Below are 22490 nucleotides of genomic sequence, written 5' to 3'. Positions count from 1 at the left end.
ATCATAACCGCTTTCATGCGTTCATGAAACCCCTTAATTTCACATATCATGCCAAACTTTCTATACATTTAAGTTGACTATGTGGAGTGAATTCACTACAATTCTATAGGTACACGTATGGCTGAATATATAAAAAGAACAGGTGATTAAATCATGTCAGAGCAACAGAACTATCAGATCCTTCTCTATTATAAATTTGTTCAAATCCCGGACCCTGGAGCGTTCAAAGACGAGCATCTGCAATACTGCAAAGATCTCGGACTCAAAGGACGGATTCTGGTTGCCTCCGAAGGCATCAATGGCACGGTATCCGGCACAATTGAACAAACTGAGCAATATATGCAGGATATGCACGCTAACCCGCTATTTGCGGACATGGTATTTAAGATTGACCCTTCCGAAGGGCATGCATTCAAAAAGATGTTTGTCCGTCACCGCGAAGAACTCGTTACCTTCCGGGTGGAAGATGAGCTCGACCCTAACGAGATTAGCGGAAAACGCTTGTCTCCTCAGGAATTCTTTGAACACTTGCAGCGTGATGATGTCATCGTCATCGACGGGCGGAATGACTACGAATACGATATCGGCCACTTCCGCAATGCGATACGTCCAGAGGTGCAATCCTTCCGTGAGTTTCCGGAGTGGATTCGCGAGAATCTGAGCGAGCACAAGGATAAAACCATCCTGACTTACTGCACAGGAGGCATTCGCTGTGAGAAGCTGACCGGCTTCATGCTTAAGGAAGGCTTCAAAGACGTTGCCCAGCTTGAGGGCGGCATTGTCACCTACGGTAAAGACCCTGAAGTCCAAGGCCGTCTGTTCGACGGGAAATGTTATGTATTTGATGAGCGTATTGCCGTGCCGATCAATCAAACGGACGAGGATGTCATCGTTGGTAAATGCCACCATTGCGGAAAGCCCGAAGACCGGTACATCAATTGCGATAATGACGCTTGCCACCTGCAGCATGTATGCTGCGAAGAGTGTGAGGAGCTTCATCATAGCTGCTGCTCTGGGGAGTGTGAAGAGATTGTTGCTGCAAGCCACAATGCTTCCTGAGCCAACCCAGCCCCATAAAATGCTATAACCAAACGAAAGGGCAAGGTGCGAATCACTCGCACCTTGCCCTTTACTATACAATCTCGTCTACATTCAGACGTATTAAATATCATGGAAAACAGCCAGTTCAGCTTCGATAGCAGCTTTGATCTTCTCGACGCATTCTTCCGTCGTTGCCGCGAATACACGTTTACCATTCACCAGTGCATATGGCCGCAGCTTGCACAGACCGCAAAGATTCATGCAATCAGCCCGCAGGACAGCGATTTCGGGATACAATTCCTCAAGATGCTCAAGTTCCAAAGCACTCATCAAGTTGCTGTCGCATATTTCCACAACGACAATCCCCATGCCCATCTTCATCACCACTATTCAATTTGACAATACGTTCATTCATTATGAGGAAAACGCCCGAATTTGTCAAATCGGTCTTTGTAGATGATCAATGAATGAGGGATTCCGCCCCATCAATGTAGATTTCAGTGCCGGTAATATGGGAAGCATCATCGGATGCAAGAAATGCTACAAGCTGGGCAACCTGTGAGGGCTGTCCCGGTCCATCCGCCAAGGGCTGGTCTCCTTCCGGATATTCAATAGGGATCGTCACCTCGTCCAGCTCTGGCTTCGCGATGGTGCTCTCATCAATGTTGGTGGCAATCGCGCCGGGGCAAATGGCATTCACCCGGATTTTATAACGTGCAAGCTCCAGAGCCGCCATCTTCATGAAAGCCACCTGCCCGGCCTTCGTGGTGCTGTAGGCTGAGAAACCAAAGCCGGTAAACACCCGGTTACCGTTAATGGAGCTCGTAATGATGATGCTGCCTCCATGCTCCTTCAAATAGGGTATCGCGTATTTAACCGTGGCAAACGTTCCTCTTAGATTGGTATTGATCGTAGCATCCCATTCATCCAGCTCCATGATCTCGATCGGGGCCTTGGTCCCGTTGATCCCAGCGTTGGCAAACACGATATCCATCTTTCCCCACTTCTCAGCAGCTTGGCTGAAGCAATTTTTCAGCGATTCCGCCTTGGAAATATCGCAGTTGCCGGTTAACGCTTCGCCCCCGCCTTGTTCAATCGTTTGTTTAACCTTCTCCACGCGTTCACGATCAATATCGATCAACAGCAGTTTAGCTCCTTGCTCCGCCAAAAGAAGGGCTGCGGCCTGGCCGATTCCGGAACCAGCACCGGTAACGATGGCTACTTTACCATCCAAACGTTGATTAGTTGACATTGCCACAACCTCCTCGTTTAAGTTTTCCTGATTATAGATAACCCAACGAGTCCGTGTCTGAATCTTGGTACCTCGAGCTGTTATGATGCGTGTACGTAATCAATCTCTTCTCTGCTCGAAATCTCCTGTCAGGTAAAAAAGAAACCGCTCCTCGACTCATCATGGCAAACAGCTTACCACTTGAGCCGTAAGAACGATCTCTAAGTTCATTCGCTATGCGATTACTTGTTCTTTCGAACCTAAAGCTGGAATACCGCTGGTTTTACGCATACCGGTTTGGACTGCGAAACCGTATATTCTGTAAAGGCAAGCTTGCCATCCTCCGGATTCACCTTAAATAATACAAGATTATTCCCATCTCTATTGGCAACAACCAAGAACTTGCCCCCCGGCATGAGTGTAAAATGACGCGGGTGCCCGCCTTCTGTCGAAATATATTGGACCGGGCTTAAGCGACCGGTATCTTCATGCACGCTGAATACAACAAGGCTGTCATGTCCGCGGTTAGATCCATATACCGTTTTGCCATCCGCCGACACGGCGATTTCGGCGCAGTAACTCTCCCTGTCAAAATCCGCAGGCAGTGTCGATATCGTCTCCAGCACCTCAAAACGACCTTCGTCTTGGATATAGCGAAGCACCGTGACACTGGAATTCAGCTCGTTGATGACATATGCGTAAGCACCGCTTGGGTGGAACGCCAGATGACGAGGGCCTACGCCCGCTTCCAGCTGGGTTTCGCCATGAAAGCTCAATTTTTGGGCATTCTCATTTACCGTGTAAGCGAGAATTTTGTCCAGTCCCAAGTCCTGTACGAACACGTATTGACCATCCGGACTGTAAAACGCCGAATGCGCTCTGGATTGCTGATCTCCCTGCACAGTTACGAGATCGGCATGTTTCTTCTCATCCAGCAGTTCACCGGCTTGTCCATCCTTACCGATTGCATGAAGGCCTACCAACCCTCCATGATAACTCGAAACAATCAGATACTTACTCGCTTCATCTCGCTGGATATGGCAAGTAGAGCTGCTCACACTGCGAACACGGCTGCCTTCGGTCAGCTTGCCGGCAATAGGGTCAATCTCAAAGCTGATGACCTCGCCAGCCTTACCGCCATCCTCTGAAATTTCGCCAATGGCATATAAACGTCTGGCTTCCGGGTCCACGTTCAGGAAGGTCGGATTCTTAATGCCGGACACCTCATCAAGCAGCTTCAATTCGCCGCTATCCTCGTTAAATTCATATACGCATACTCCGCTTTGGTTGTCTTCCGCATACGCACCTGTAAACAGCAGCGTACGCTGGGATGGATTCGCCATAAAGCCTAACTCTCCTCTCGTTTATCTATAATGATCATGATTTATGTAATGGACTATCAGTTACCATGTTAACTTTAACCCCCATGAAAATCAAATGACTTGATGTCCGTTGCCTGTTTGTCTTTTGCCATACCGGGTATGTATGTATTATATCGACTGAAGGAGGTATTCCCATGAAACAACCCAACAGCGAGGAAGTACGCAATCAGGAGAATACGGAGAATGACTCTCAGGAACAAAGAGACAAGGTGAAGAAACATCAGGATGTGGAGCCTCAGGCTGAAAATTGGAACCCTCGGGATCTCCCCGATCCGAACGATAACGATAAATCAAAATCATAATCGCTTATATAAGAAGGCCGCATGGCAATGTCCATGCGGCCTTCTTATTATGATTGTGTCGCAAAGCTTGGATAGTTAGCCTTCCAGAAGCAGCGACTCTGGATCTTCAAGGAGCTCTTTAACCGTTACCAGGAAGCGAACCGCTTCGGAACCATCAACGATCCGATGATCATAAGACAATGCGATGTACATCATAGGACGATTCTCCATACGCTCAGCATCAATCGCTACCGGGCGAAGCTGGATTTTGTGCATGCCGAGGATACCCACCTGCGGCGTATTCAGGATCGGCGTAGACAACAGCGAGCCGAAGACGCCGCCATTCGTAATCGTAAATGTACCGCCTTGCAGTTCAGACAAGGACAGCGCATTATTTCGAGCCTTCGCAGCCAGATTGCCGATTTCCTTCTCAATCTCAGCAAAGCCAAGACGATCTGCATCGCGCACGACCGGAACAACAAGTCCTTCTTTCGCGGACACCGCAATACCGATATCATAGAATTTCTTCACAACAATATCATCGCCATCGATCTCGGCATTCAGATGCGGGAATCTCTTCAACGCACCTACAACCGCCTTGGTGAAGAAGGACATGAAACCGAGGCCTACGTCATGCTTCTCTTGGAAAGCTTGCTTACGACGCTTGCGCACATCCAGGATCGCTGTCATATCCACTTCATTGAAGGTAGTCAGCATGGCAGCCGTATGCTGCGCTTCGACCAAACGATTCGCAATCGTCTGACGACGACGGGACATGCGAGTGCGTTCTACCGGCTTGCCATACTCAGCGGCCGGAGCTTGTGCTGCCGGTGCGGCAGTGGAAGCTGCAGGCTTGCTTGGTGCAGCAGGCTGCTTGGCTTCATTATGATTCTTCACATCATCATGGTAAATCCGACCGATTGGATCGCGGCCCTGTACCTGGTCCAGATCAATCCCGCGTTCACGAGCCAGTTTGCGTGCGGATGGCGATGCAGTCAGACCCGCTCCTTCCTCGTTCTGAGCCGGTACCGGAGCTTGCGGCTTCGGTGCTTCTGCTGCGGGTGCCGGAGCAGCCTCCGTTTGTGCGGATGCTGGAGCTTCAGCCGCCTTCGCTGCCGGTGCGCTTGCAACGCCTTCCTGCGGAGAAATTTGACCGATGACTTCACCGATCGTTACATTCTCCCCTTCTTGACGAAGGATTTTTTCCACAACGCCTTCAGACTCTGCGCTAATTTCAAGATTAACCTTATCCGTTTCTAACTCGAGCAGCACATCACCGATGTTAACGCTATCCCCTTCTTTAACGTGCCATTTGAATATCGTTCCTTCGGTGATGGATTCGCCCATAGCTGGTACAGTAATTTCGTTCACAGCCGCTACCTCCCCAATGAGATCTCTTGATTTATAGTTTTACGATTAAGGGCAAAAGAAATGATGGTCTGTTGCTCATAAGCATGAACATCCTGATAGCCGCTAGCAGGGCTGGAACGCTCAGGACGTCCGCTGTAACGGACCTCTGTGCCTTTAGGTGCAATTTCACGAATTCTTGGTTCCATGAAGCTCCAGCTGCCCATGTTCTGAGGTTCTTCCTGAACCCACAGAATCTCTTTCAGGTTCGGATACTTCTGCAACACACGGGAAATTTCTTCTTTAGGGAATGGATACAGCTGTTCCACACGAAGAATATGAATCCAGGACTGATCCTGATCCTTCTGCTTATCCAGCGCATCCTCCAAATCGATGGCAACTTTCCCCGAGCACAGAACAAGGCGCTCCACCTTCTTCGGTGATTGGCCAAGACCCGGCTGCTCCATCACTTTCTGGAAACCGCCCTCACTGAACGCGTTCACAGGCGATGCCACGCGCGGATTACGAATCAAGCTCTTCGGTGCCATAATCACCAGCGGTCTGGCATCTTCCGTTTCCGTCAAGGAAGCCTGTTTGCGCAGCAGATGGAAATACTGAGCAGCGGAAGTCAGATTCGCAACCGTCCAGTTGTCTTCTCCACTCAGCTGGAGGAAGCGTTCCAGTCTTGCACTGGAGTGCTCAGGACCATTTCCTTCATACCCGTGAGGAAGCAGCATAACCAAGCTGGACTTCTGTCTCCACTTCGAGCGGCCGGCTGTGATGAACTGATCAATGATAACCTGGGCACAGTTAACGAAATCACCATACTGCGCTTCCCAGATCACTAAAGTCTCCGGAGAGTACACATTGTAGCCATATTCAAATCCAACGACGGCTGCTTCGGTCAACGGGCTGTTGTGGATCGCAAACGATGCCTTAGCTTGCGGCAACCGGTGCAGCGGGCAGAAGGTCTCTCCATTAACCGCATCGTGAAGCACGAGGTTACGATGGGCAAACGTTGCACGTTCGGCATCCTGTCCCGTAATCCGGATCGGCTTGCCGTCGGCAAGAATCGTAGCGAAAGCCAGCGTTTCGGCATGGCCCCAGTCCACCTTCTCGCCCTCGTCGAGCGAGTTGCTGCGGCGCTCGAGAATACGTTGAAGCTTCGGATATACCGTAAAGCCTTCCGGCCACTGCAGGAGCTCGCGATTAATCCCGCGCAGCACTTCTGCAGATACATTCGTAGCTGCTTCCGTCTTGGATTTACCGTCCGTAGCGTTTAGTCCAAGCAGGATCTGATCAACAGGATCCTTCGACTTCACGCTCTCGTAAGAATTCTTCAGGACCTCCAGAACGCTATTCTTCAGACCGTCCACTTGTTCTTGGGTCAGAATGTTTCCATCCACCAGTTTCTTCATATAAATCGTGCTGACAGTTGGATGGTTCTTCACCTTCTGGTAGATCAGCGGCTGGGTGGTTTCAGGATCATCGGTTTCGTTATGGCCATATTTCCGGTAACCGACAAGATCAATCAGAATGCTCTTCTTGAACTTGTTGCGATAATCGCTGGCTAGACGAGCAACCGCGATACATGCTTCCGGATCATCCGCGTTCACGTGGATAATCGGAATCTCATATCCTTTTGCCAAGTCACTCGCATAATGAGTGGATCTGGAATCCTTGCCTTCTGTCGTAAATCCGATACGGTTATTCACGATAATGTGAATCGATCCGCCCGTACGGAATGCCGGCAGTTTATTAAAGTTCAAGGTTTCCGGTACGATCCCTTCGCCAGGGAACGCGGAATCACCATGAATCTGAATGCTCAGCGCTTTGTTTACATCCTGCTTCGGATAACCCGCTTCACTGCGATCCTCCTGAGCAGCACGAGCAAAGCCCTCAACCACCGGATTGACGTACTCCAGGTGACTCGGGTTGTTTGCAAGGGTAATCCGAACCTGCCGTGCTTCATCCTTCTTCAGATAACGGTCCGCGCCCAAATGATATTTCACGTCACCTGTCCAGCCATAGTTAATGCCCATAGAGCCTTCGGATGGAACGAGATGTTTATTCGGAGAGTGCATGAACTCCGAGAAAATCTTGCTGTAATCCTTGCCCAGTACATGAGCGAGGACGTTCAAGCGACCGCGGTGTGCCATCCCCACGAGGATGGAATTGACATCCACTTCGGCCATTTGGCGAACAATCTCGTCAAGCAGCGGTACAAGTGCTTCGTTGCCCTCAACCGAGAAGCGTTTCGCACCTACGAACGTGCGGTGCAGGAATTCCTCGAATTGCTCGGCCTCAAGCAGCTTTTTCAAAAGCCCCCTGCGCTCTTCTACGCTCATGGCGGACAAATAACGTCCCGATTCTGCCTGCTCGTTGAGCCATTTGCGTTCTTCTTCATCGTGAACATGGCTAAATTCATAGGCAATGGAGCCTGTATATAGTTGTAACAGCCGCTGGATTGCCTCTAAGCCATTCTTGATATCGCTAGGAGCCTCCTCCCAGACGATCTCTGCAGGCAGGGCTGCCAAATCCGCTTGGCTGAGTTGGTAGCTTTCTGGTTGAAGCAGACGCGTGTCAGCTTCGTTTCCAATTCCAATCGGATCAATGTCGGCGGCCAGATGACCGTAGGTTCTAATGTTCCATACCAGTTTGCCGGCAGCTACCCCTTTTTTCAACAATTGCGGGTCGTAGCTAACACCTTGTCCCTGCGAATCCGCTTTCTTTTCATTGTTTTCCAAAGATGGAGGCGGTCCCCAGCTGGCGAACAGCTCACGGTATCCTGGCTCCACAGATTGCGGGTCTTGCAAAAACTTCTCATACTGATCTTGAATGTACCCCAAGTTCGGACCGTGATATTTCTGCCAAGGTCCATCTGTCATTCTGTCAAGGGTCTTCATCGCTGACTCCCTCCGTCAGATTATTTTGATTGCTCAAGGACGGAATTTCTAATTTTACATTTTACGTACTGCATTTTACATTAAATAAACGTTTTCTTACGATTACATTATAATACACTTGGCCTCAATACCGAAAATACCCTTTATATATAATAATGATCTCAGAAACAGATGAATTTGCGTCAATTTTTTGACGATTTGTCCATGAACCACCCATTTCTCTGTATAGGGTTCCAATTAAAGTCATTATTCTGAAAAAGTATCCACTTCCAGCCAGTCCATCTGCCGCAGCGGTTCAGGTCCGGTATCCATCCCCAGCAGCCGGAGAAGCTGTTTGGCGTTATCGGAAGCATCGCCTCCCGAATTGTTATTGAATATGATCCAGCACTGCTTCGACTTCTCAAGCAATTGCTCGATCCATCCCTTCCACTGCTCCAATTCCTCTAAGCTGTAACGGTATAAATATCGCACCTCGCGCCAGTTGGGTTGACCGCTGGAGTGCCACCCTTCGGCGTTTCGTCCATGCATCCGGATCATCACAGCTTCTGTACCCGTTGTCTCAAGAACGACCGGTACGGATCCAATACCTGCTTGCGGCTCATCGGCGATGCTGTGAATCCAGCCCTCGCTTCGCATAAACTCAAGCGTCCTCTCCCGAAACTCCGGCGCATACCAGCTCTGATGCCGAAATTCCAGGGCTACGGGCACATCCTTCATCCACTCCCGCGTCCGCTTCAGAATGTCCACGTGTTTGCGTTCGCACCCGAACCAGGGCGGGTATTGAAACAGAACGGTCCTTAATTTGTCCGCAGCCCGCAACTCCTCAACTGACGTGAGCAAATGATCAAACATCGTTTTGACGCTAGGATATCTGTCCTTGCCCTGGCCGCGTGCATGACCTGTCATGCCTTGATAAGCTTTTACAATAAAACCGAAGTGGTCTGGGACGGCAGCTGCCCACTTATTCATTTGTTCCGCTGACGGTATGGCATAGAACGAATTGTCCATCTCCACGAGGGGAAAATGCCGGCTGTACATTTCCAGCCTGTCCGAAGGCCTCGCCCCTTCATCATACAGCTTGTCATGATCTCCCCAGCCGGACAGGCCCACCTGAATTACATGCTCATACTTTTCTTCCTTTAACATAACAATCCTCTCATCCACATGATTTACCATATCGGGGACTTCTATTAATTAACCTCAAGCGGGATATTTCAAAAGTAGGCAACACCTTACTGATTTTACCATTGCCTTCAAATATGCTTACTTCTGATCGTAAAAAACATGATGCGCCTCCAGTATTCCGTTCTCGATGAGCATCCTTCCATAGGAGTACCGGGGCTGCCGCCTTTTATCCGTGGCGGAACCGGGATTGAAGAGCAGCACCCCTTGCACATGTTCTTTAAACGGGATATGGGAGTGACCGAACAAGATACAATCCACCTCCGTGTCCGCAAAAGCCTTCCTTGCGCGAGAGGGCGTTGTTCCTCCTTGTCCGTGCCCATGCACCATACCGATGCGTTTGCCTTCGATTTCGACCAGCTTCTTGTAACCTAACCGTTCGATGATCCGCTCATCGTCCACATTTCCGGCTACACCTTCCACCGTGGCATATTGACTAAGCTGTTCATAGAGCTCCCAATTGGACCAGTCACCAGCATGAAGGATAAGATCCGAATGCCTTATATCTTCAAGCAGCGAGGCTGGGAGCTCTTTCGCTTTTCTTGGCATATGAGTGTCTGACAATACCGTAATCCGAAATGGATGACTCATCTTGATGGCCCCCTTCTTCATGATATGAAATGCTGAGAAATCTGCTTTCTAATACCAATCTATATCCTACCAAATAATCGAATCCAAACAAAACCGCGCAGAGTGAGCTGCGCGGTTTGCTGGTCAGTTACCTGACAGAAAAAAATTTCCAATCTTAAGTTTTAGTTTGTCCATGTGCTGAATACAATGTACGAGCATGAGGGTACAAGCTTTCTTACTTATCCATGTTCATGACGAGAGGTGGAAGTCAATGAGTATTTTTATTAGCTACATGATTCTGGGCCTTTCTCTATCAGCCCCCGTAGGCCCGGTCAATGCAGCGCAGCTCGACAAGGGGATCAAGAAAGGTTTTTGGCATGCATGGTTGTTTGGCATCGGCGCGGTCCTGGCGGATATCCTTTATATGATTTTGGTCTACCTGGGCGTTGTTCACTTTCTGAGTACGCCGTTTATGCAGACCTTCCTTTGGCTGTTTGGTGCCTTTGTTCTTATTTACTCCGGGCTGGAAAGCATCCTGAATGCCCAAAAAGTGACGATCAGCCAAGAGAGTAGTGAAGATTCATTATGGAGAAGTATGCTCTCCGGATTTCTCATGTCCGTATCCAATCCGATGACGATTCTATTCTGGCTTGGCATTTACGGCTCCATTCTTGTCAAAACTGCGGCGGATGAGGGATCCGGAAATCTGTTCCTCTACAGCGTGGCCGTTATCGCTGGAGTCGTGATATGGGATTTGTTCATGGCTGCGCTTGGCAGCGTATTCCGCCGATATTTGAGCAATAGAGCCCTTTCCCTGGTCTCCATTCTATCCGGAATCTCGTTGATCATCTTCGGCGTTTATTTTGGAATCCGAGCTCTTGCCCTGCTATATCCGCTCATATTCTAACGGGCCGGCTTAGGACGAAGCTTGGGCTTGTCCGCCTCTCTGGCATGGCCTTGCCCGGATTTCTTCCACACGGAGCGCATGCATAGTACCACCAGACCGATTACCAGAATAAACCCAAGACTGATCCAGAGCCCCGGCCGACTCGTGGGGTGCAGTGCGGTTCCACTTACAGCAGCCGCAATCAGAAGCATTCCGATATATCGTTTGATCTTGCCCCAAACCGTAAGCTCTATAAGCCGGCCCGCCGATATGAGGATGAAGAACCAATTATACAGCAGCATAAGTCCTGCACCGGTGGTCAAATACTCATAAATTTTGCCTGGCATGAGCAGTGACAACACAATGGATACAATCAATCCGACAGCTGTAAGGGATAGTGCATATATAGGCGTATCCCGCTTAAACTTTTTCATGGCAAACAACTTGGGAGCGTCCTTATCCTCGGATAATGTAACCAGCATCGTCGTCACAGCATACAGCGAAGCAACCATGGTCGAGAAACCGGCTATAATCAATACAGCATTAAATATATGCGGGATAAAAGGAAGCTGGTAGGAGCTTAGCGCCACCACAAAGGGACTTTTCGTCGTGGAGAATTGATTCCAGGCCACCATGATCACCGCCATCCCAATAGAAAGAACGTATACGATGGATAGCAGCAGAATCATCACTCTACCTGCTTTAGGCGCTTCCTTCGGATTCTTCAAGCGAATCGCCATAACCCCCATGACTTCGATTCCGCCAAAGGCATAAAACGCAAAAATCAGGGACGACCACATGCCCATGCCGCCTGCCGGAAAAATTGCGTTCAGGCTGCCTGGAACCTGCAGCTTCGACCCTCCTTTTAACCACCCCATCAGGGCGGCAGCAGCAATGACGAGAAACATGACAATCGCGGCGATCTTAATTACAGCCAATACATTCTCCAGCCGGTCAAAGCCTTTGTTCCCGATCCATATGACAAACAGCCCCAATACGGCATAACCTGACGCAAATATCCACATCGGAATGCCAGGAAACCAAAAACGCGAGAAAATCGCAAGCGCCGTCATCTGGCTCCCCATGATCAACACTTCGGAGCACCAGTACATCCATCCTGTAGAGAAGCCTGCCCATCGGCCATAGGCTTTTTTGGCGTAGGTTCGGAACGAGCCCTTCTGCGGGTCCTCGGCCGTCATCCTTGACAGCACATCAAATACGAAGAAGGTGGCTGTCGCCGCCAGTATTATCGATAGAAGAAAAGCCGGTCCTCCCAGCCGGATACCTAATGCAGATCCGAGAAAATACCCTGTGCCGATCGTTGATGCAACCCCCAACAGCGATAGCTGCCACCATTTCAAGTTCCCTGCCTCCGTCTTCGCCCCTTTGTTCACGGTTCAATCCTCCAGAATATTGTTATGGGTTCGTTCAAAACTTTCCTTATTATGAAGGGAACGTCCGTGCTTTATGTACAAGGCGGCTGACCTAAAAATACCTTTTTCGAAAAACAGAAGGCTATGTCCTAACCTCTTGCTGGGTTCTTTCGCATATTATGGTTGTTCTCCGTGAACCATAAACGGGAAGAAAGCTGAATTGGGGGATCACACATGTCAGGAGTTCGCGGTATTCCAACGAATCAGGCGTTTATGATTATGATGCTTACTGCCGGCTTGACCAATCATGTCATGATCATACCTGTGCTTCTGGAGAAATCCGGACGGGATGCCTGGATCACCATTATGGTGTCCGCCGTATTATTCTTGCCCTGGGTTCTGCTTATTTACGGGATCATCAATAAGATCGGCAATCGTTCCATTACGCAGGCGTTAGACGAAAGCAGCGGCAGAGGGTTCCGCTTGCTGGTGATGAGTATGTCAGGTTTGTATTTTTTCGCCTTTGCCTTCTATACCTTGAAGGAAGTTATCGATTGGACGAAGTCCTCCTATATGATCCAAACTCCCGTCATTGCAACGGCATTGATACTCATGGTGTTATGTCTTGTCACTATGAATCACGGCATAAAGACCATCGGCGTGTCCGCCGGCATATTGCTTCCTTTTGTTGTATTGCTGGGGATCTTCGTATCCTTATCCAACGTTAAAGTAAAAAACTATAACTATCTGCTGCCCGTGCTGGAGGACGGCTTCCTGCCGGTGATTAGCGGGATCCCCGTTATGTTCGGAGGGCTATCCCAGTTTATATTGATATTATTCTTGCGTCCCCATCTTCAGAAAAAGCCTAGTTTTCTTACGATCCTACTCATCCATATCGTCCTCATATTCCTTACGTTCGGACCCACCGTCGGAGGTCTTGCCGAATTTGGTCCGGAAGAAATGAAGCTTCAGCGGTATCCTGCCTATGAACAGTGGCGTCTCGTTAAGTTAGGCAAATTCGTGGAGCATGTCGATTTTTTATCCATTTTTCAATGGCTTAGCGGTGCTTACATCTCGATATCGGTTTCGATTTTTATGCTCTGCGAAACCCTGCTTCCCAAGTCCAAACAAAGTGTCGGCATATTAGCCGTTTCCACGCTGCTCATTATTTTGTGCGCCTCCCCGATCAGCAATCTCAAAATGTATTATGCGATGGCCGACTATTTTTTGCCCGTGTCCGCCATCTATATTACCATCTTAAGCCTGCTGCTATTCTTCCTGATCCGCAAGCCCGAGCAACAACAGCAACAACAGAAATCCACTTCAGCGAAAGGAGAACCTCAGTCATGACCTTGACAGAGCAACAACTTCGAGACCGTTATACCGATTCCGATGACGTATACATTACGTCTTATCCGGGTGAGGAAGGCGATTTATTGCCATGGGCGATCCTAGTTTACAGTCCGTTAATGTGCGATTCACAACTGCTGTCCAAAATTCTGCTGCCTGTTATCAGTAAAGAATGGAATATGGCGGTTTCCCAAAGACAACCGTTCGATCCAAAACATCTGGAATATCATCTTACCCTTGACATATACGAGTCCAACATGGAGTCGGTCGATGACATTGTTTACTCTGGTTATGTTGCGTTGTATTTTCCAAAGGACAACATGCTCTATTCTTACAGCGCAAGCAAAAGTATTGGACGTGCACCTGAAGAAAGTGCCACAGAAACCTCTGTCAAAGGACCTCGTGACGGATTTGTCGAGGATTTGGATATCAATGTATCGCTTATTCGCAAACGGCTGAAATCTCCCGGCCTTGTCTATTCCTCCTTTAAGCTGGGCGACAAGAGTAAAACCTCTGTCGGCATCATGTACTTAAAGGACAAGGTGATACCGGAGACTGTCAAGGCAGTCGTAGATAAACTCAATGATTTCTCCGGTGACCCTCCCGTGGGCATCGGCGAGCTTGCCGAGCATTTATCACCGTATCGCTTCACGGTGCTCCCGATGTTCGATTATACGGGCAGGACGGATCTGGCTTACGACTCGTTAACTCGCGGCCGATTAATCATTATTATGCAGGGAAGCCCCGTGCTATTGATAACGCCTGCCAGCTTCATGCAACTTCTGTTTGCCGCGGAGGATCCGCAAATGCCGTTTTATTTCATCATGCCCTGGAGAATTCTGAGAATGGTTGGCTTCATACTTTCAGTTTTCCTTCCAGGATTTTATATAACGCTGTTGTCCTTTCATCAGGATCAAATCCCCTTTCCGCTGCTGGCAACCGTGGCAAACACCAGGCTCGGGCTTCCTATTCCAACAGGGTTTGAGATGCTCATCATCCTGTTTCTGCTCAGCCTGCTGCGAGAAGCCGGCATGCAGATGCCTTCTCCCATCGCGTCAACCATTACGGTTGTATCCGGTATCATTATCGGCGACGCAGCCATTCGGGGCGGTTTCTTTTCCCCGACGTTGACGGTGATTGGTGCACTTTCCTTCGTTGCGGGCTCCACCCACTCCAACCAGGATTTTGTTGTCACGCAGACGATCCTTCGCTTTTTTGTCCTAACCATCTCCTCGATGTTTGGGTTATTCGGCTTCTTCATATCGCTCTTCTTAATCGTTCAGTATGCAGCCAACCATAATCCCTTCGGACAGCCGTACCTTGCTCCCTTCTCCCCGTTCTCCATTTCCAAAATCATTGGAAACCTCATGCGATTTCCGGGTAAGCGAAAAAAGGGTGGCGCGCTATGAAACGGATATTGATGCTCCTGAGTATGCTGTCTTTGCTGCTCTCCGGCTGTTGGGACAACAAAGAAGTACAGGATATCAACTATATCACCGCTTTGGGTATCGATTACAAGGACAATAAGTATATCATCTATGTGCAGATGCTCGACTTTGCCACGATTGCCAAGCAAGAAAGCAGCAAGCCAACTGAAAAAGCGCCAATTTGGGTCGGCCGAGGAACCGGCACCACATTGACTGAGGCCCTTATTGATTTGTATACATCGAGTCAGCAGCGGGTCTCCTGGGGCCATGTCACGGCCTTGGTGCTTACGGAATCCGTATTACAACCTAAGCAGTTGTCCCAAGTGTTCGACCTGACCAACCGTTCGCAGGAAATCCGGTATACGAAATGGCTTTACGGCACCAAGGATAAGATGGAGGATCTCTTTACGGTGTCTCCGTTCTTTCAGCTCTCCCCCCTGCATTCGCTGCTTCATGAACCCAGGGAAAGCTATGTCCAATTCTCGTTTATTCGTCCGATTCAATTCGTGAACTTTATTCGTCTCTACCGGGAAAAAGCCGCCACCGTTATGCTGCCTTCCCTTCATATTTCAACGCAGAACTGGTCGGAAAATCTGAAGCAGCATCCGATTCTGGAAGTCAACGGCGGATTTCTGATCAAGAACAAGGAATTGATGGGCTGGCTTAAACGTTCCGATCTGCTGGGGACCCGCTGGTTAGCATCGGCTAATACTCACGCTGCCGTCATCGTTAAGGCGGATGGCGAAGCCATCGGGAGTATAAGACTGGAGAACCCGCACTCTTCGATTGAAGTTATCCGCAAACCCAACAATGCTTCATATCGAATCAAGCTTAACGTAACCGGGACGGTACAGACAATGTACAAGAAGGTTGGAATTAATGAAATGAAGCGGTTAACAGAAGAGACCCTGCGAAAAGAAATGCATAATACCTTCCATAAAGCAGCATTGATACAAGCGGATCCGTATGAGTTATGTCTCCAATTGTACCGAACGGATCCGAAGCTCTGGAAGAAACTAGTGGATCAGAAAAAGGAAATCAATGATGAAACGCCTCTTGAGCTTGAAGTTGACGTCAACCTCCGATATTGGGGACAGCGCAAAAGCTTGAACCGATGAACGCGGGTCTATGAACTGCTGCATATACCTGAAATGTGAAAACAACAAAAAGAAGCAGACCTTTATCAGCCTGCTTCTTTTTGTTGTTTCTTTATTTCTTCATAATTTCCTTGATGTCGTCCTTAATGGATTCCGCCTGCGGTCCGAATACGATCTGAACCGCGCCCTGACCCAGACGCATGACACCGGATGCTCCTAACTTTTTGAGCTCCGAATCCTTCACAGCCTTCTCGTCCTTAACAACCAGACGGAGTCGTGTGATACAAGCATCGACGCTGACAATGTTATCTTCTCCGCCGATGTTTTGCAGCACCTTGGCCGCCTTGGACTCATTGGATGCTGCGCCGGATGGGGATGGGGCATCTGTATCAGCATCGTCAGAAATCGTATCCACGTCGTCATCTTCCTCACGTCCAGGCGTTTTCAAGTTCAGCTTGATGATGAGGATTCTGAACAGCAGATAGTAAACGACACCGAAAGCCAATCCAACCGGGAGAAGCAGCCAAGCATTGGTAGACAGCTTCAGATTCACCAGGTAGTCGATCAAGCCCGCCGAGAACGAGAAGCCCAAATGCACATCCAGGACATACATGATCAATCCGGAAAGCCCTGTTAAAATCGCATGCACCACATACAATACAGGTGCAATGAACATGAACGCGAATTCAAGCGGTTCGGTGATTCCCGTCAGGAACGATGCCACTGCCGAACCGATAAAGATGGATCCGACGAGCTTGCGTTTGGACGGCTTGGCGGTATGCATAAAGGCCAGCGCCGCAGCCGGCATCGCAAACATCATGATCGGGAAGAAACCGGACATGAACATACCAGCCGTCGGGTCTCCAGCAAAGAAACGCCATAGGTCACCGTGTACGACTTCACCCGCGGCATTCGTGTAATCGCCGATCTGAAACCATGCGATGGAGTTTAATACATGGTGAAGACCCAGAGGGATCAGCAAGCGGTTGGCCGTACCGAATATGAAGGATCCGATGCCTCCAAGGCCGACAACCCAGTTGCCGAAGACGGAAATGCCATCTTGAATTGGGCTCCAAATCATACCGATCAGAACCGCAAGCACCATCGTGGAGGCTGCTGTGATAATCGGAACGAATCGTTTACCCGCAAAGAAGCCCAGCCAATCCGGCATTTTTATCTTGTGGAATTTATTATACAGGTATGCGGACCACATACCGACAAAGAGACCGCCAAGAACGCCCATATTGAGCTTCACGTCATCCGGTATAAACGGCATCTGCAGCGGTACTTGTTCCAGCACTCTTGTTAGCACCATGTACCCAATAAGAGCAGATAGAGCCGCAACGGCGTCTCCGGCGAACCCGATTGCAACGCCGATCGCAAAGATAAACGGCAGATTATCCAGAATCGCAAGGGCACCAGAGGTCATGAACGGAGTTACATATTGATTTAGAAAAGCGCCTAGGGCACCCAAAGGTATATCTTTTTGATAGTCGATCATTCCAAGCCCCTGCAAGATCCCAGCAGCAGGCAAGGTGGCCACCGGCAGCATAAGGGACTTACCCAGCTTTTGCAATTTAGCCAGCATGTCAATCATCCTTTCAACTTCAATAATTTAGCTTTTTACTGAAACCGTTTACATAATGCGTCGAATGAATAACCATTTATTCCCTTCCTTCAAGGAACAAAAAAGACTTAGAAAATCCTCCTCCTTGGTCGTACATATATTCATCATTTTAAGGCGGCATGGATGCCATCATGATTACATACCAACAAAAAAAGCCAAGAAGAACGGTGACTATAAAAGTTATAGTCCGATTCTTCTTGGCTCATGCCCATATTTATGGTAACACGCCTTAAAACGTATTCATTTGATGTTGTTATCTTAATTCACGACTTCCTGTTTGTCAATAACCAATATTTAAATCATTCGCGCCTATAGAATTGATCTATTTCAATTCAATGGTCATGACAGGATCCTGGCCGATCACGACACTGCCGGTCTGACCGTCAACCTTGGAAGCCACCTCATCCGCATTGGTCACGATGATCGGGGTAATCGTCGGATAACCTGCGGCTTGGATTGCGGCCATGTCGAATTCGATGAGCGTCTGACCCGACTTCACCTGATCGCCTGCTTGGACATGGCTTGTGAAACCTTCGCCTTTCAAACCGACTGTATTAATCCCGATATGGAACAAATACTGCAGACCGGTCGCCGGATCCTCCAGCATCACGGCGTGCTTGGATTTGATGACATGCGCAACCGTCCCGTCAAAAGGCGCAATTAATTTGCCCTCTGAAGGCTCGATGGCTATGCCTTTGCCCATATGACCAGCAGCAAATGCCTCATCCGGTACTTGCGATAAAGGCACGGCTTTACCCGACAATGGTGCTGTGAGTTGAATAGCAGTAGCTGTTTTTTTCTTTTTCCAACGATCAAACATGTTATGATTCCTCCCTGGGTTGATTCTTTTGTTGTAGCCGGCCTGTGAAGAGCCGATATAGATGCATCGCTAGAAAGCAAACCTCCGCTTCAGGTACTTTCTTGCCGAGTTCTTTCTCCATCATGCCTGCGAGACGTGTAGCCAGACCATATTCATTCGTGAACTTGGAACGGATCTGATCCGCGAACGGATTATCCACTTGGATGTCTTGATTCAGCATCCGGTCTACCGAGAACCTCAAATGCATCAGAAGACGGACATAATCCATGCTTCCCCGGTCAAAAGCGACCTGCCGCTCCTCCTCAATATACCTTACCAGGTTTCCCACCACATTCGAAGCCTTCACCAGATGGCCTACGGGCACATGGCTGACGGCGGAATACACATGGTAGGTCAAGAAGCCGATCTCATCCTCCGGAACTTCGATATCGAAGGTCTGACCGATTAATTCCGCTGCTTTGGCTGCGATATCATATTCTTTTGGGAAGCTGATCCGGGTCTCTTCAAGGAAAGGATTAATAATATCCATGCCTTTGCGGATTCTGTATATCGTAAACTGAATATGGCTTGGAAGCGCCAGGTACACCTTGTCATTTAATGTGCCCGGAAACTCTTGTCCAATGAGATTGAGTATCTGATCCGTGATCTCCATCACCAGTGGATCAAATTCTTCCAGCAGATGGTGAGCTTGACTCCACTGCTCCCGATCCTCGAGCCTGAAGAGCTTCTCAATCCGCTTATCGTCCGAAGCGATCGTTCCGCCTGCTTTGGCGCCAAAGCCAATCCCTTTGCCCAGGATGACGTATTCCGATTCTTTCTTGCCGCCTGTGACCATCACGACATTGTTACCAATAACACGTACGACTGTAAACAACTCGATCCCGCTCATTAACTTCCCCCTTTCCTTTAAGTTTAATCAGAGAAACGGCGAAGGATTCATATACGAAGTAATGCTGCATACCGATTCTCCTAAACATTAAAAAAGCCAAGAAAAGACCCCAAATGAAAGCTGTCTCTTCTTGGCTCATGCCCTGTTAAGGTAACACGCCGTCTTATGTTCCTGCTATGAATCCATCATAAAACAATTGGCTTGCATTCGTCAACATACGACATAACGACAATATGCTAGGCTACCGCAACGGGTAAAAAAATCTCCTCAAGCCCCAATCCATTGTTGTAACGCATGGATCACTTCTTGGATATGAATGGGCTTGTGCAGATATCCATTCGCACCGTCTGCAATAAACTGATCCGTATCCCTCATGGTGTTGGAGCTCATCACGATAATGGGGAGTTCCGCCCATTCCGGGTTCTCGCGAATCCGCTTCATCGTTTCGATTCCGTCCATTTCCGGCATGACCATATCCAGCAGCACCGCATCGATGGTTTGATGCTTGTATAACAGCTCCAAGCATTCGAAACCGTTCTGGGCCGTATGCACGGTCATCTGGAGTTTCTCCAATACGTTGGTCAAACCGTATACATTCCGAATATCATCATCCACGATCAATACGGTTTTGTGCTCCAATCGGCTGGTTACTTCCATGTCGAATGCCTCCATTGGGAGATCACTCCAACTGGCGCTGCTCGAGGAGGCAGCCACTTCAGGCAGCATAAACAAACTTTCATTGGAGCCGTATTCCGTTAGCAGCGGTAAATATAAAACAAACGTGCTCCCGATTCCTTCCTCGCTCTCCACGGTAATATACCCGCCAAGCAGCTTCGCCAAATGCAGCGATATGGATAAGCCGAGACCAGTCCCCCCGAATCTTCTGGCTGTAGTCTCTTCGCCTTGCTGGAACGCTTCGAAGATCGGTTGAAGATGCTCTGCAGCAATCCCGATGCCAGTATCCTCAACGGAAAAAGCAATGACGTCTCCACTGATCACGAAATCCGAGGTTACAATGGAATTCATCTTCTTCACCCGTAGTTTAACGCTGCCGCTCTCCGTAAACTTAATCGCATTCGAGAGCAGATTACGCAGAATTTGGTGAAGCCGCATTCCATCGCTGTATATCATGTCAGGCAAGTCGTCGGCCATCTCAATTTCAAATTCCAGATTTTTGGATTCCGCGCTTTTGGAGAAATAGCCTTCCATCAGTTCTGGAAGCTCCGTCAAATTAACCAAGTCCATTTCGATCTGCATCTTACCGGCCTCAACCTTAGACAGATCGAGAATATCGTTGATTAAATTCAGCAATTCACTGCCTGAATTATGAATGACAGAAGCGTAATGCTGCTCTTCCTCCGTCAGGTTCCCTTGCTTGTTCTCAGCTAAAATCTGGGAAAGAATTAACATGCTGTTCAGCGGTGTCCGCAGTTCATGGGACATATTGGCCAGAAATTGAGACTTGTACTTCGAGCTCTTCTCCAGCTCTTTCGCGTATTTTTCCAATTCGCTGGCCGCGATTAATGCGGCTTCCTTCTGGGCTCCTAATCGTTCGTTCAGCATATACATTTCCGCAGAATGGGTCTGCAGCTCCTCGGTCTGCGCCTGCAGTTCTTCGGTCTGACTCTGAAGTTCCTCATTCAGCGTTTGGGATTCATGGTACAATTGCTGGATTTCCATCTTGCTTTGAATCGAGTTCAATGTTACCCCAAGCTGAAAATTCAGTTGTTCGATCAGCTGAATTTCCAGCTCGTCAAACGGTTTAAACTTGGCCAATTCAATCACACCCAGAACTTGTCCTTCAAACATAACAGGCGCCAGCATCAGCGTGGTAGGCTCAGCATCACCCAGCCCTGATTCAATCCGCACATAGTTAGGTGGTATATCGTCCAGAATAATCATGCGCTGCTCCAGCATGCATTGTCCCACCAAACCTTCTCCTGGTAAAAAACGATCTCTGACCTTATTCCAAGGCTCACCATCCGGATCGGCAAAAGCAGCGGCCTTTACCAGTTCCGATCCGCCCCGGTTTATAAAAACGGCGCCGTACGGCAGCTTCATGATCAAAGCCAGCTTATGAATGAAAAACTGTACGGCCGTCTCCACGCGATCGGATGATTGGAGAAGCGTCGACATAACCGAAATATGATCCTTCGCCCAGTTCTGCCTGCCGACCTGTGCAAGAAGTTCGTTGGTTGTATCCGCCAACTGGCGGACTTCATCATTGGATCGCACGTGAATCCGCTGGGAAAGGTTCCCTCCTTTGACAATATCGGAGATGATATGAGTTACCTGCGTGATCGGCCTTACGATGCTCTTTGATATCACCAAAGCTGCACAAATGGTAATCAGCGCTGCTCCCGCCCACAGGAGATACATCGTATACAATAAATGGGTATTGCTCTCCTTCATCTCTTCGATCCTGCTGGTTGTCAGTTCTCTCTCCTTGCTTCGAAACGAGAGGAACAACTCATGAATCGAGTTCATGGCCTGCTGACCGGGATCGTTAATAAAGAAATGAAGAGCCTCCTCATCCTGTCCGAGCTGCTTCAATTGGACAGCAGGCTGACCGGCGTTGGTAATCCACTCCTTGATATTCTCCTTAATATTTTCAAGGTGATTGGCTTGCTCCGAATTATCGCTAACAAGCTTGTATAGCTTGTTATAGTTAATCTGCCAAGACGACAGCGCTTGATTGAAAGGCTCCAGGTAGGTATCATCCCCTGTTATGACATACCCCCTCTGACCGGTCTCCATTTCAAGTAAATTCTTCTCAATTTCGTGCGTGAGATTATGTACTTCGATATCGTGCTTCTCTATAAAATCCGCCTCTTGCTGCAGGGAAGAGATGCGGTCTGATACAATCCAGAGAAAAGCTCCAAGACATAATAATATCATTAAATATCCGACTACGATCTTGCTGCGGATGTTGAATTTCAGGTTGTTAGACAAATGGCTAACCTCCCTTGTCATCTATCAGTCTAAGTCTGCTCCTATCCTCATAGTAATTGTTATGAAAATGGTTTACAAGCAAAACCAGTTTTGAAGCCATCAATGATTCTTTAGTCGTAGGCAGTCAGA

Annotated in this window: 18 protein-coding genes; 6 read left to right on the top strand and 12 right to left on the bottom strand. The window is 48.7% G+C overall.

Features of this window, described 5'->3' with window-relative positions:
- Positions 1-153: 153 nt before the first annotated feature.
- Complete coding sequence (gene trhO, locus AK95_RS12305) at positions 154-1059, top strand: oxygen-dependent tRNA uridine(34) hydroxylase TrhO (protein ID WP_071220235.1); 906 nt, start codon at positions 154-156, stop codon at positions 1057-1059.
- A 102-nt stretch (positions 1060-1161) separates the two neighbouring features.
- Here trhO and AK95_RS12300 read toward each other — a convergent pair whose 3' ends face one another.
- From AK95_RS12300 to AK95_RS12290, 3 genes are all read right to left on the bottom strand, one after another.
- A complete protein-coding gene (locus AK95_RS12300; protein ID WP_015736210.1) occupies positions 1162-1410 on the bottom strand; it encodes a YuzB family protein in 249 nt (82 codons plus the stop codon).
- Positions 1411-1501: 91 nt separating this feature from the next.
- On the bottom strand, positions 1502-2293 hold the full coding sequence (locus tag AK95_RS12295) for an SDR family oxidoreductase (protein ID WP_071220234.1): 792 nt from the start codon (positions 2291-2293) through the stop codon (positions 1502-1504).
- A gap of 239 nt (positions 2294-2532) precedes the next feature.
- On the bottom strand, positions 2533-3615 hold the full coding sequence (locus tag AK95_RS12290; protein ID WP_071220233.1) for a lactonase family protein: 1083 nt from the start codon (positions 3613-3615) through the stop codon (positions 2533-2535).
- A gap of 173 nt (positions 3616-3788) precedes the next feature.
- On the opposite strand from AK95_RS12290, the gene AK95_RS34495 reads away from it, so the two are divergent.
- A complete protein-coding gene (locus AK95_RS34495) occupies positions 3789-3956 on the top strand; it encodes a hypothetical protein (protein WP_201259378.1) in 168 nt (55 codons plus the stop codon).
- A 75-nt stretch (positions 3957-4031) separates the two neighbouring features.
- Here AK95_RS34495 and odhB read toward each other — a convergent pair whose 3' ends face one another.
- The 4 genes from odhB to AK95_RS12270 all read right to left on the bottom strand — a co-directional run bounded on the left by odhB (position 4032) and on the right by AK95_RS12270 (position 9961).
- On the bottom strand, positions 4032-5306 hold the full coding sequence (gene odhB, locus AK95_RS12285; RefSeq protein ID WP_071220232.1) for a 2-oxoglutarate dehydrogenase complex dihydrolipoyllysine-residue succinyltransferase: 1275 nt from the start codon (positions 5304-5306) through the stop codon (positions 4032-4034).
- Between the two features lie 5 nt (positions 5307-5311).
- Positions 5312-8188, bottom strand: coding sequence for a 2-oxoglutarate dehydrogenase E1 component (locus tag AK95_RS12280; RefSeq protein WP_071220231.1), 2877 nt, complete (start codon positions 8186-8188; stop codon positions 5312-5314).
- Between the two features lie 246 nt (positions 8189-8434).
- Positions 8435-9334, bottom strand: coding sequence for a DUF72 domain-containing protein (locus AK95_RS12275; RefSeq protein WP_235613088.1), 900 nt, complete (start codon positions 9332-9334; stop codon positions 8435-8437).
- A gap of 117 nt (positions 9335-9451) precedes the next feature.
- The gene (locus AK95_RS12270; RefSeq protein ID WP_071220229.1) at positions 9452-9961 is read right to left on the bottom strand and encodes a metallophosphoesterase family protein; all 510 of its coding nucleotides are present in this window, start codon (positions 9959-9961) and stop codon (positions 9452-9454) included.
- Between the two features lie 250 nt (positions 9962-10211).
- Here AK95_RS12270 and AK95_RS12265 point away from each other — a divergent pair, with 250 nt between their 5' ends.
- A complete protein-coding gene (locus tag AK95_RS12265; protein ID WP_071220228.1) occupies positions 10212-10847 on the top strand; it encodes a LysE family transporter in 636 nt (211 codons plus the stop codon).
- Here the strand turns inward: AK95_RS12265 and AK95_RS12260 are convergent.
- Positions 10844-12220: an amino acid permease gene (locus AK95_RS12260; RefSeq protein WP_071220227.1), complete on the bottom strand. Its 1377-nt coding sequence runs from the start codon at positions 12218-12220 to the stop codon at positions 10844-10846. The two genes, AK95_RS12265 and AK95_RS12260, sit on opposite strands and share 4 nt — an antisense overlap.
- A 213-nt stretch (positions 12221-12433) precedes the next feature.
- Between AK95_RS12260 and AK95_RS12255 the strand changes: the two genes are divergently transcribed.
- The 3 genes from AK95_RS12255 to AK95_RS12245 are packed head-to-tail and all read left to right on the top strand — an operon-like array spanning position 12434 to position 16094.
- Complete coding sequence (locus AK95_RS12255; RefSeq protein WP_071220226.1) at positions 12434-13549, top strand: GerAB/ArcD/ProY family transporter; 1116 nt, start codon at positions 12434-12436, stop codon at positions 13547-13549.
- A complete protein-coding gene (locus AK95_RS12250) occupies positions 13546-14958 on the top strand; it encodes a spore germination protein (protein ID WP_071220225.1) in 1413 nt (470 codons plus the stop codon). The genes AK95_RS12255 and AK95_RS12250 overlap by 4 nt, the downstream gene beginning before the upstream one ends.
- The gene (locus AK95_RS12245; RefSeq protein WP_071220224.1) at positions 14955-16094 is read left to right on the top strand and encodes a Ger(x)C family spore germination protein; all 1140 of its coding nucleotides are present in this window, start codon (positions 14955-14957) and stop codon (positions 16092-16094) included. The genes AK95_RS12250 and AK95_RS12245 overlap by 4 nt, the downstream gene beginning before the upstream one ends.
- A gap of 91 nt (positions 16095-16185) precedes the next feature.
- Here the strand turns inward: AK95_RS12245 and nagE are convergent, their stop codons facing one another.
- The 4 genes from nagE to AK95_RS12225 form a co-directional block, all read right to left on the bottom strand.
- Positions 16186-17661, bottom strand: a complete 1476-nt coding sequence (gene nagE / locus AK95_RS12240) for an N-acetylglucosamine-specific PTS transporter subunit IIBC (RefSeq protein ID WP_071220223.1) — start codon at positions 17659-17661, stop codon at positions 16186-16188.
- Positions 17662-18022: 361 nt separating this feature from the next.
- The gene (locus tag AK95_RS12235) at positions 18023-18520 is read right to left on the bottom strand and encodes a PTS sugar transporter subunit IIA (RefSeq protein ID WP_071220222.1); all 498 of its coding nucleotides are present in this window, start codon (positions 18518-18520) and stop codon (positions 18023-18025) included.
- 1 nt (position 18521) lies between these two features.
- The gene (locus tag AK95_RS12230) at positions 18522-19409 is read right to left on the bottom strand and encodes a PRD domain-containing protein (protein WP_071220221.1); all 888 of its coding nucleotides are present in this window, start codon (positions 19407-19409) and stop codon (positions 18522-18524) included.
- A 267-nt stretch (positions 19410-19676) separates the two neighbouring features.
- Positions 19677-22361 carry a CHASE3 domain-containing protein gene (locus tag AK95_RS12225; RefSeq protein ID WP_071220220.1) on the bottom strand — a complete coding sequence of 895 codons (2685 nt, stop codon included), beginning with the start codon at positions 22359-22361 and terminating at the stop codon, positions 19677-19679.
- Positions 22362-22490 lie beyond the last annotated feature (129 nt).

The organism is Paenibacillus sp. LC231, assembly GCF_001860525.1.
In the GTDB taxonomy this organism is placed as follows: Bacteria; Bacillota; Bacilli; order Paenibacillales; family Paenibacillaceae; genus Paenibacillus_AQ.
The sequence above is the reverse complement of the archived record's forward strand: the minus strand, read 5'-3'. Positions and strand labels throughout refer to the sequence as shown.

Bases quoted from the DNA above. Each gene is read 5' to 3' on its own strand.
- AK95_RS12250 (WP_071220225.1), top strand. From the start codon at position 13,546: ATGACCTTGACAGAGCAACAACTTCGAGACCGTTATACCGATTCCGAT.
- nagE (WP_071220223.1), bottom strand. From the start codon at position 17,661: ATGCTGGCTAAATTGCAAAAGCTGGGTAAGTCCCTTATGCTGCCGGTG.
- AK95_RS12295 (WP_071220234.1), bottom strand. From the start codon at position 2,293: ATGTCAACTAATCAACGTTTGGATGGTAAAGTAGCCATCGTTACCGGT.
- trhO (WP_071220235.1), top strand. From the start codon at position 154: ATGTCAGAGCAACAGAACTATCAGATCCTTCTCTATTATAAATTTGTT.
- AK95_RS12265 (WP_071220228.1), top strand. From the start codon at position 10,212: ATGAGTATTTTTATTAGCTACATGATTCTGGGCCTTTCTCTATCAGCC.
- AK95_RS12230 (WP_071220221.1), bottom strand. From the start codon at position 19,409: ATGAGCGGGATCGAGTTGTTTACAGTCGTACGTGTTATTGGTAACAAT.
- AK95_RS12290 (WP_071220233.1), bottom strand. From the start codon at position 3,615: ATGGCGAATCCATCCCAGCGTACGCTGCTGTTTACAGGTGCGTATGCG.
- AK95_RS12235 (WP_071220222.1), bottom strand. From the start codon at position 18,520: ATGTTTGATCGTTGGAAAAAGAAAAAAACAGCTACTGCTATTCAACTC.
- AK95_RS12270 (WP_071220229.1), bottom strand. From the start codon at position 9,961: ATGAGTCATCCATTTCGGATTACGGTATTGTCAGACACTCATATGCCA.
- AK95_RS12300 (WP_015736210.1), bottom strand. From the start codon at position 1,410: ATGGGGATTGTCGTTGTGGAAATATGCGACAGCAACTTGATGAGTGCT.
- AK95_RS12280 (WP_071220231.1), bottom strand. From the start codon at position 8,188: ATGAAGACCCTTGACAGAATGACAGATGGACCTTGGCAGAAATATCAC.
- AK95_RS12255 (WP_071220226.1), top strand. From the start codon at position 12,434: ATGTCAGGAGTTCGCGGTATTCCAACGAATCAGGCGTTTATGATTATG.
- AK95_RS34495 (WP_201259378.1), top strand. From the start codon at position 3,789: ATGAAACAACCCAACAGCGAGGAAGTACGCAATCAGGAGAATACGGAG.
- AK95_RS12275 (WP_235613088.1), bottom strand. From the start codon at position 9,334: ATGTTAAAGGAAGAAAAGTATGAGCATGTAATTCAGGTGGGCCTGTCC.
- AK95_RS12245 (WP_071220224.1), top strand. From the start codon at position 14,955: ATGAAACGGATATTGATGCTCCTGAGTATGCTGTCTTTGCTGCTCTCC.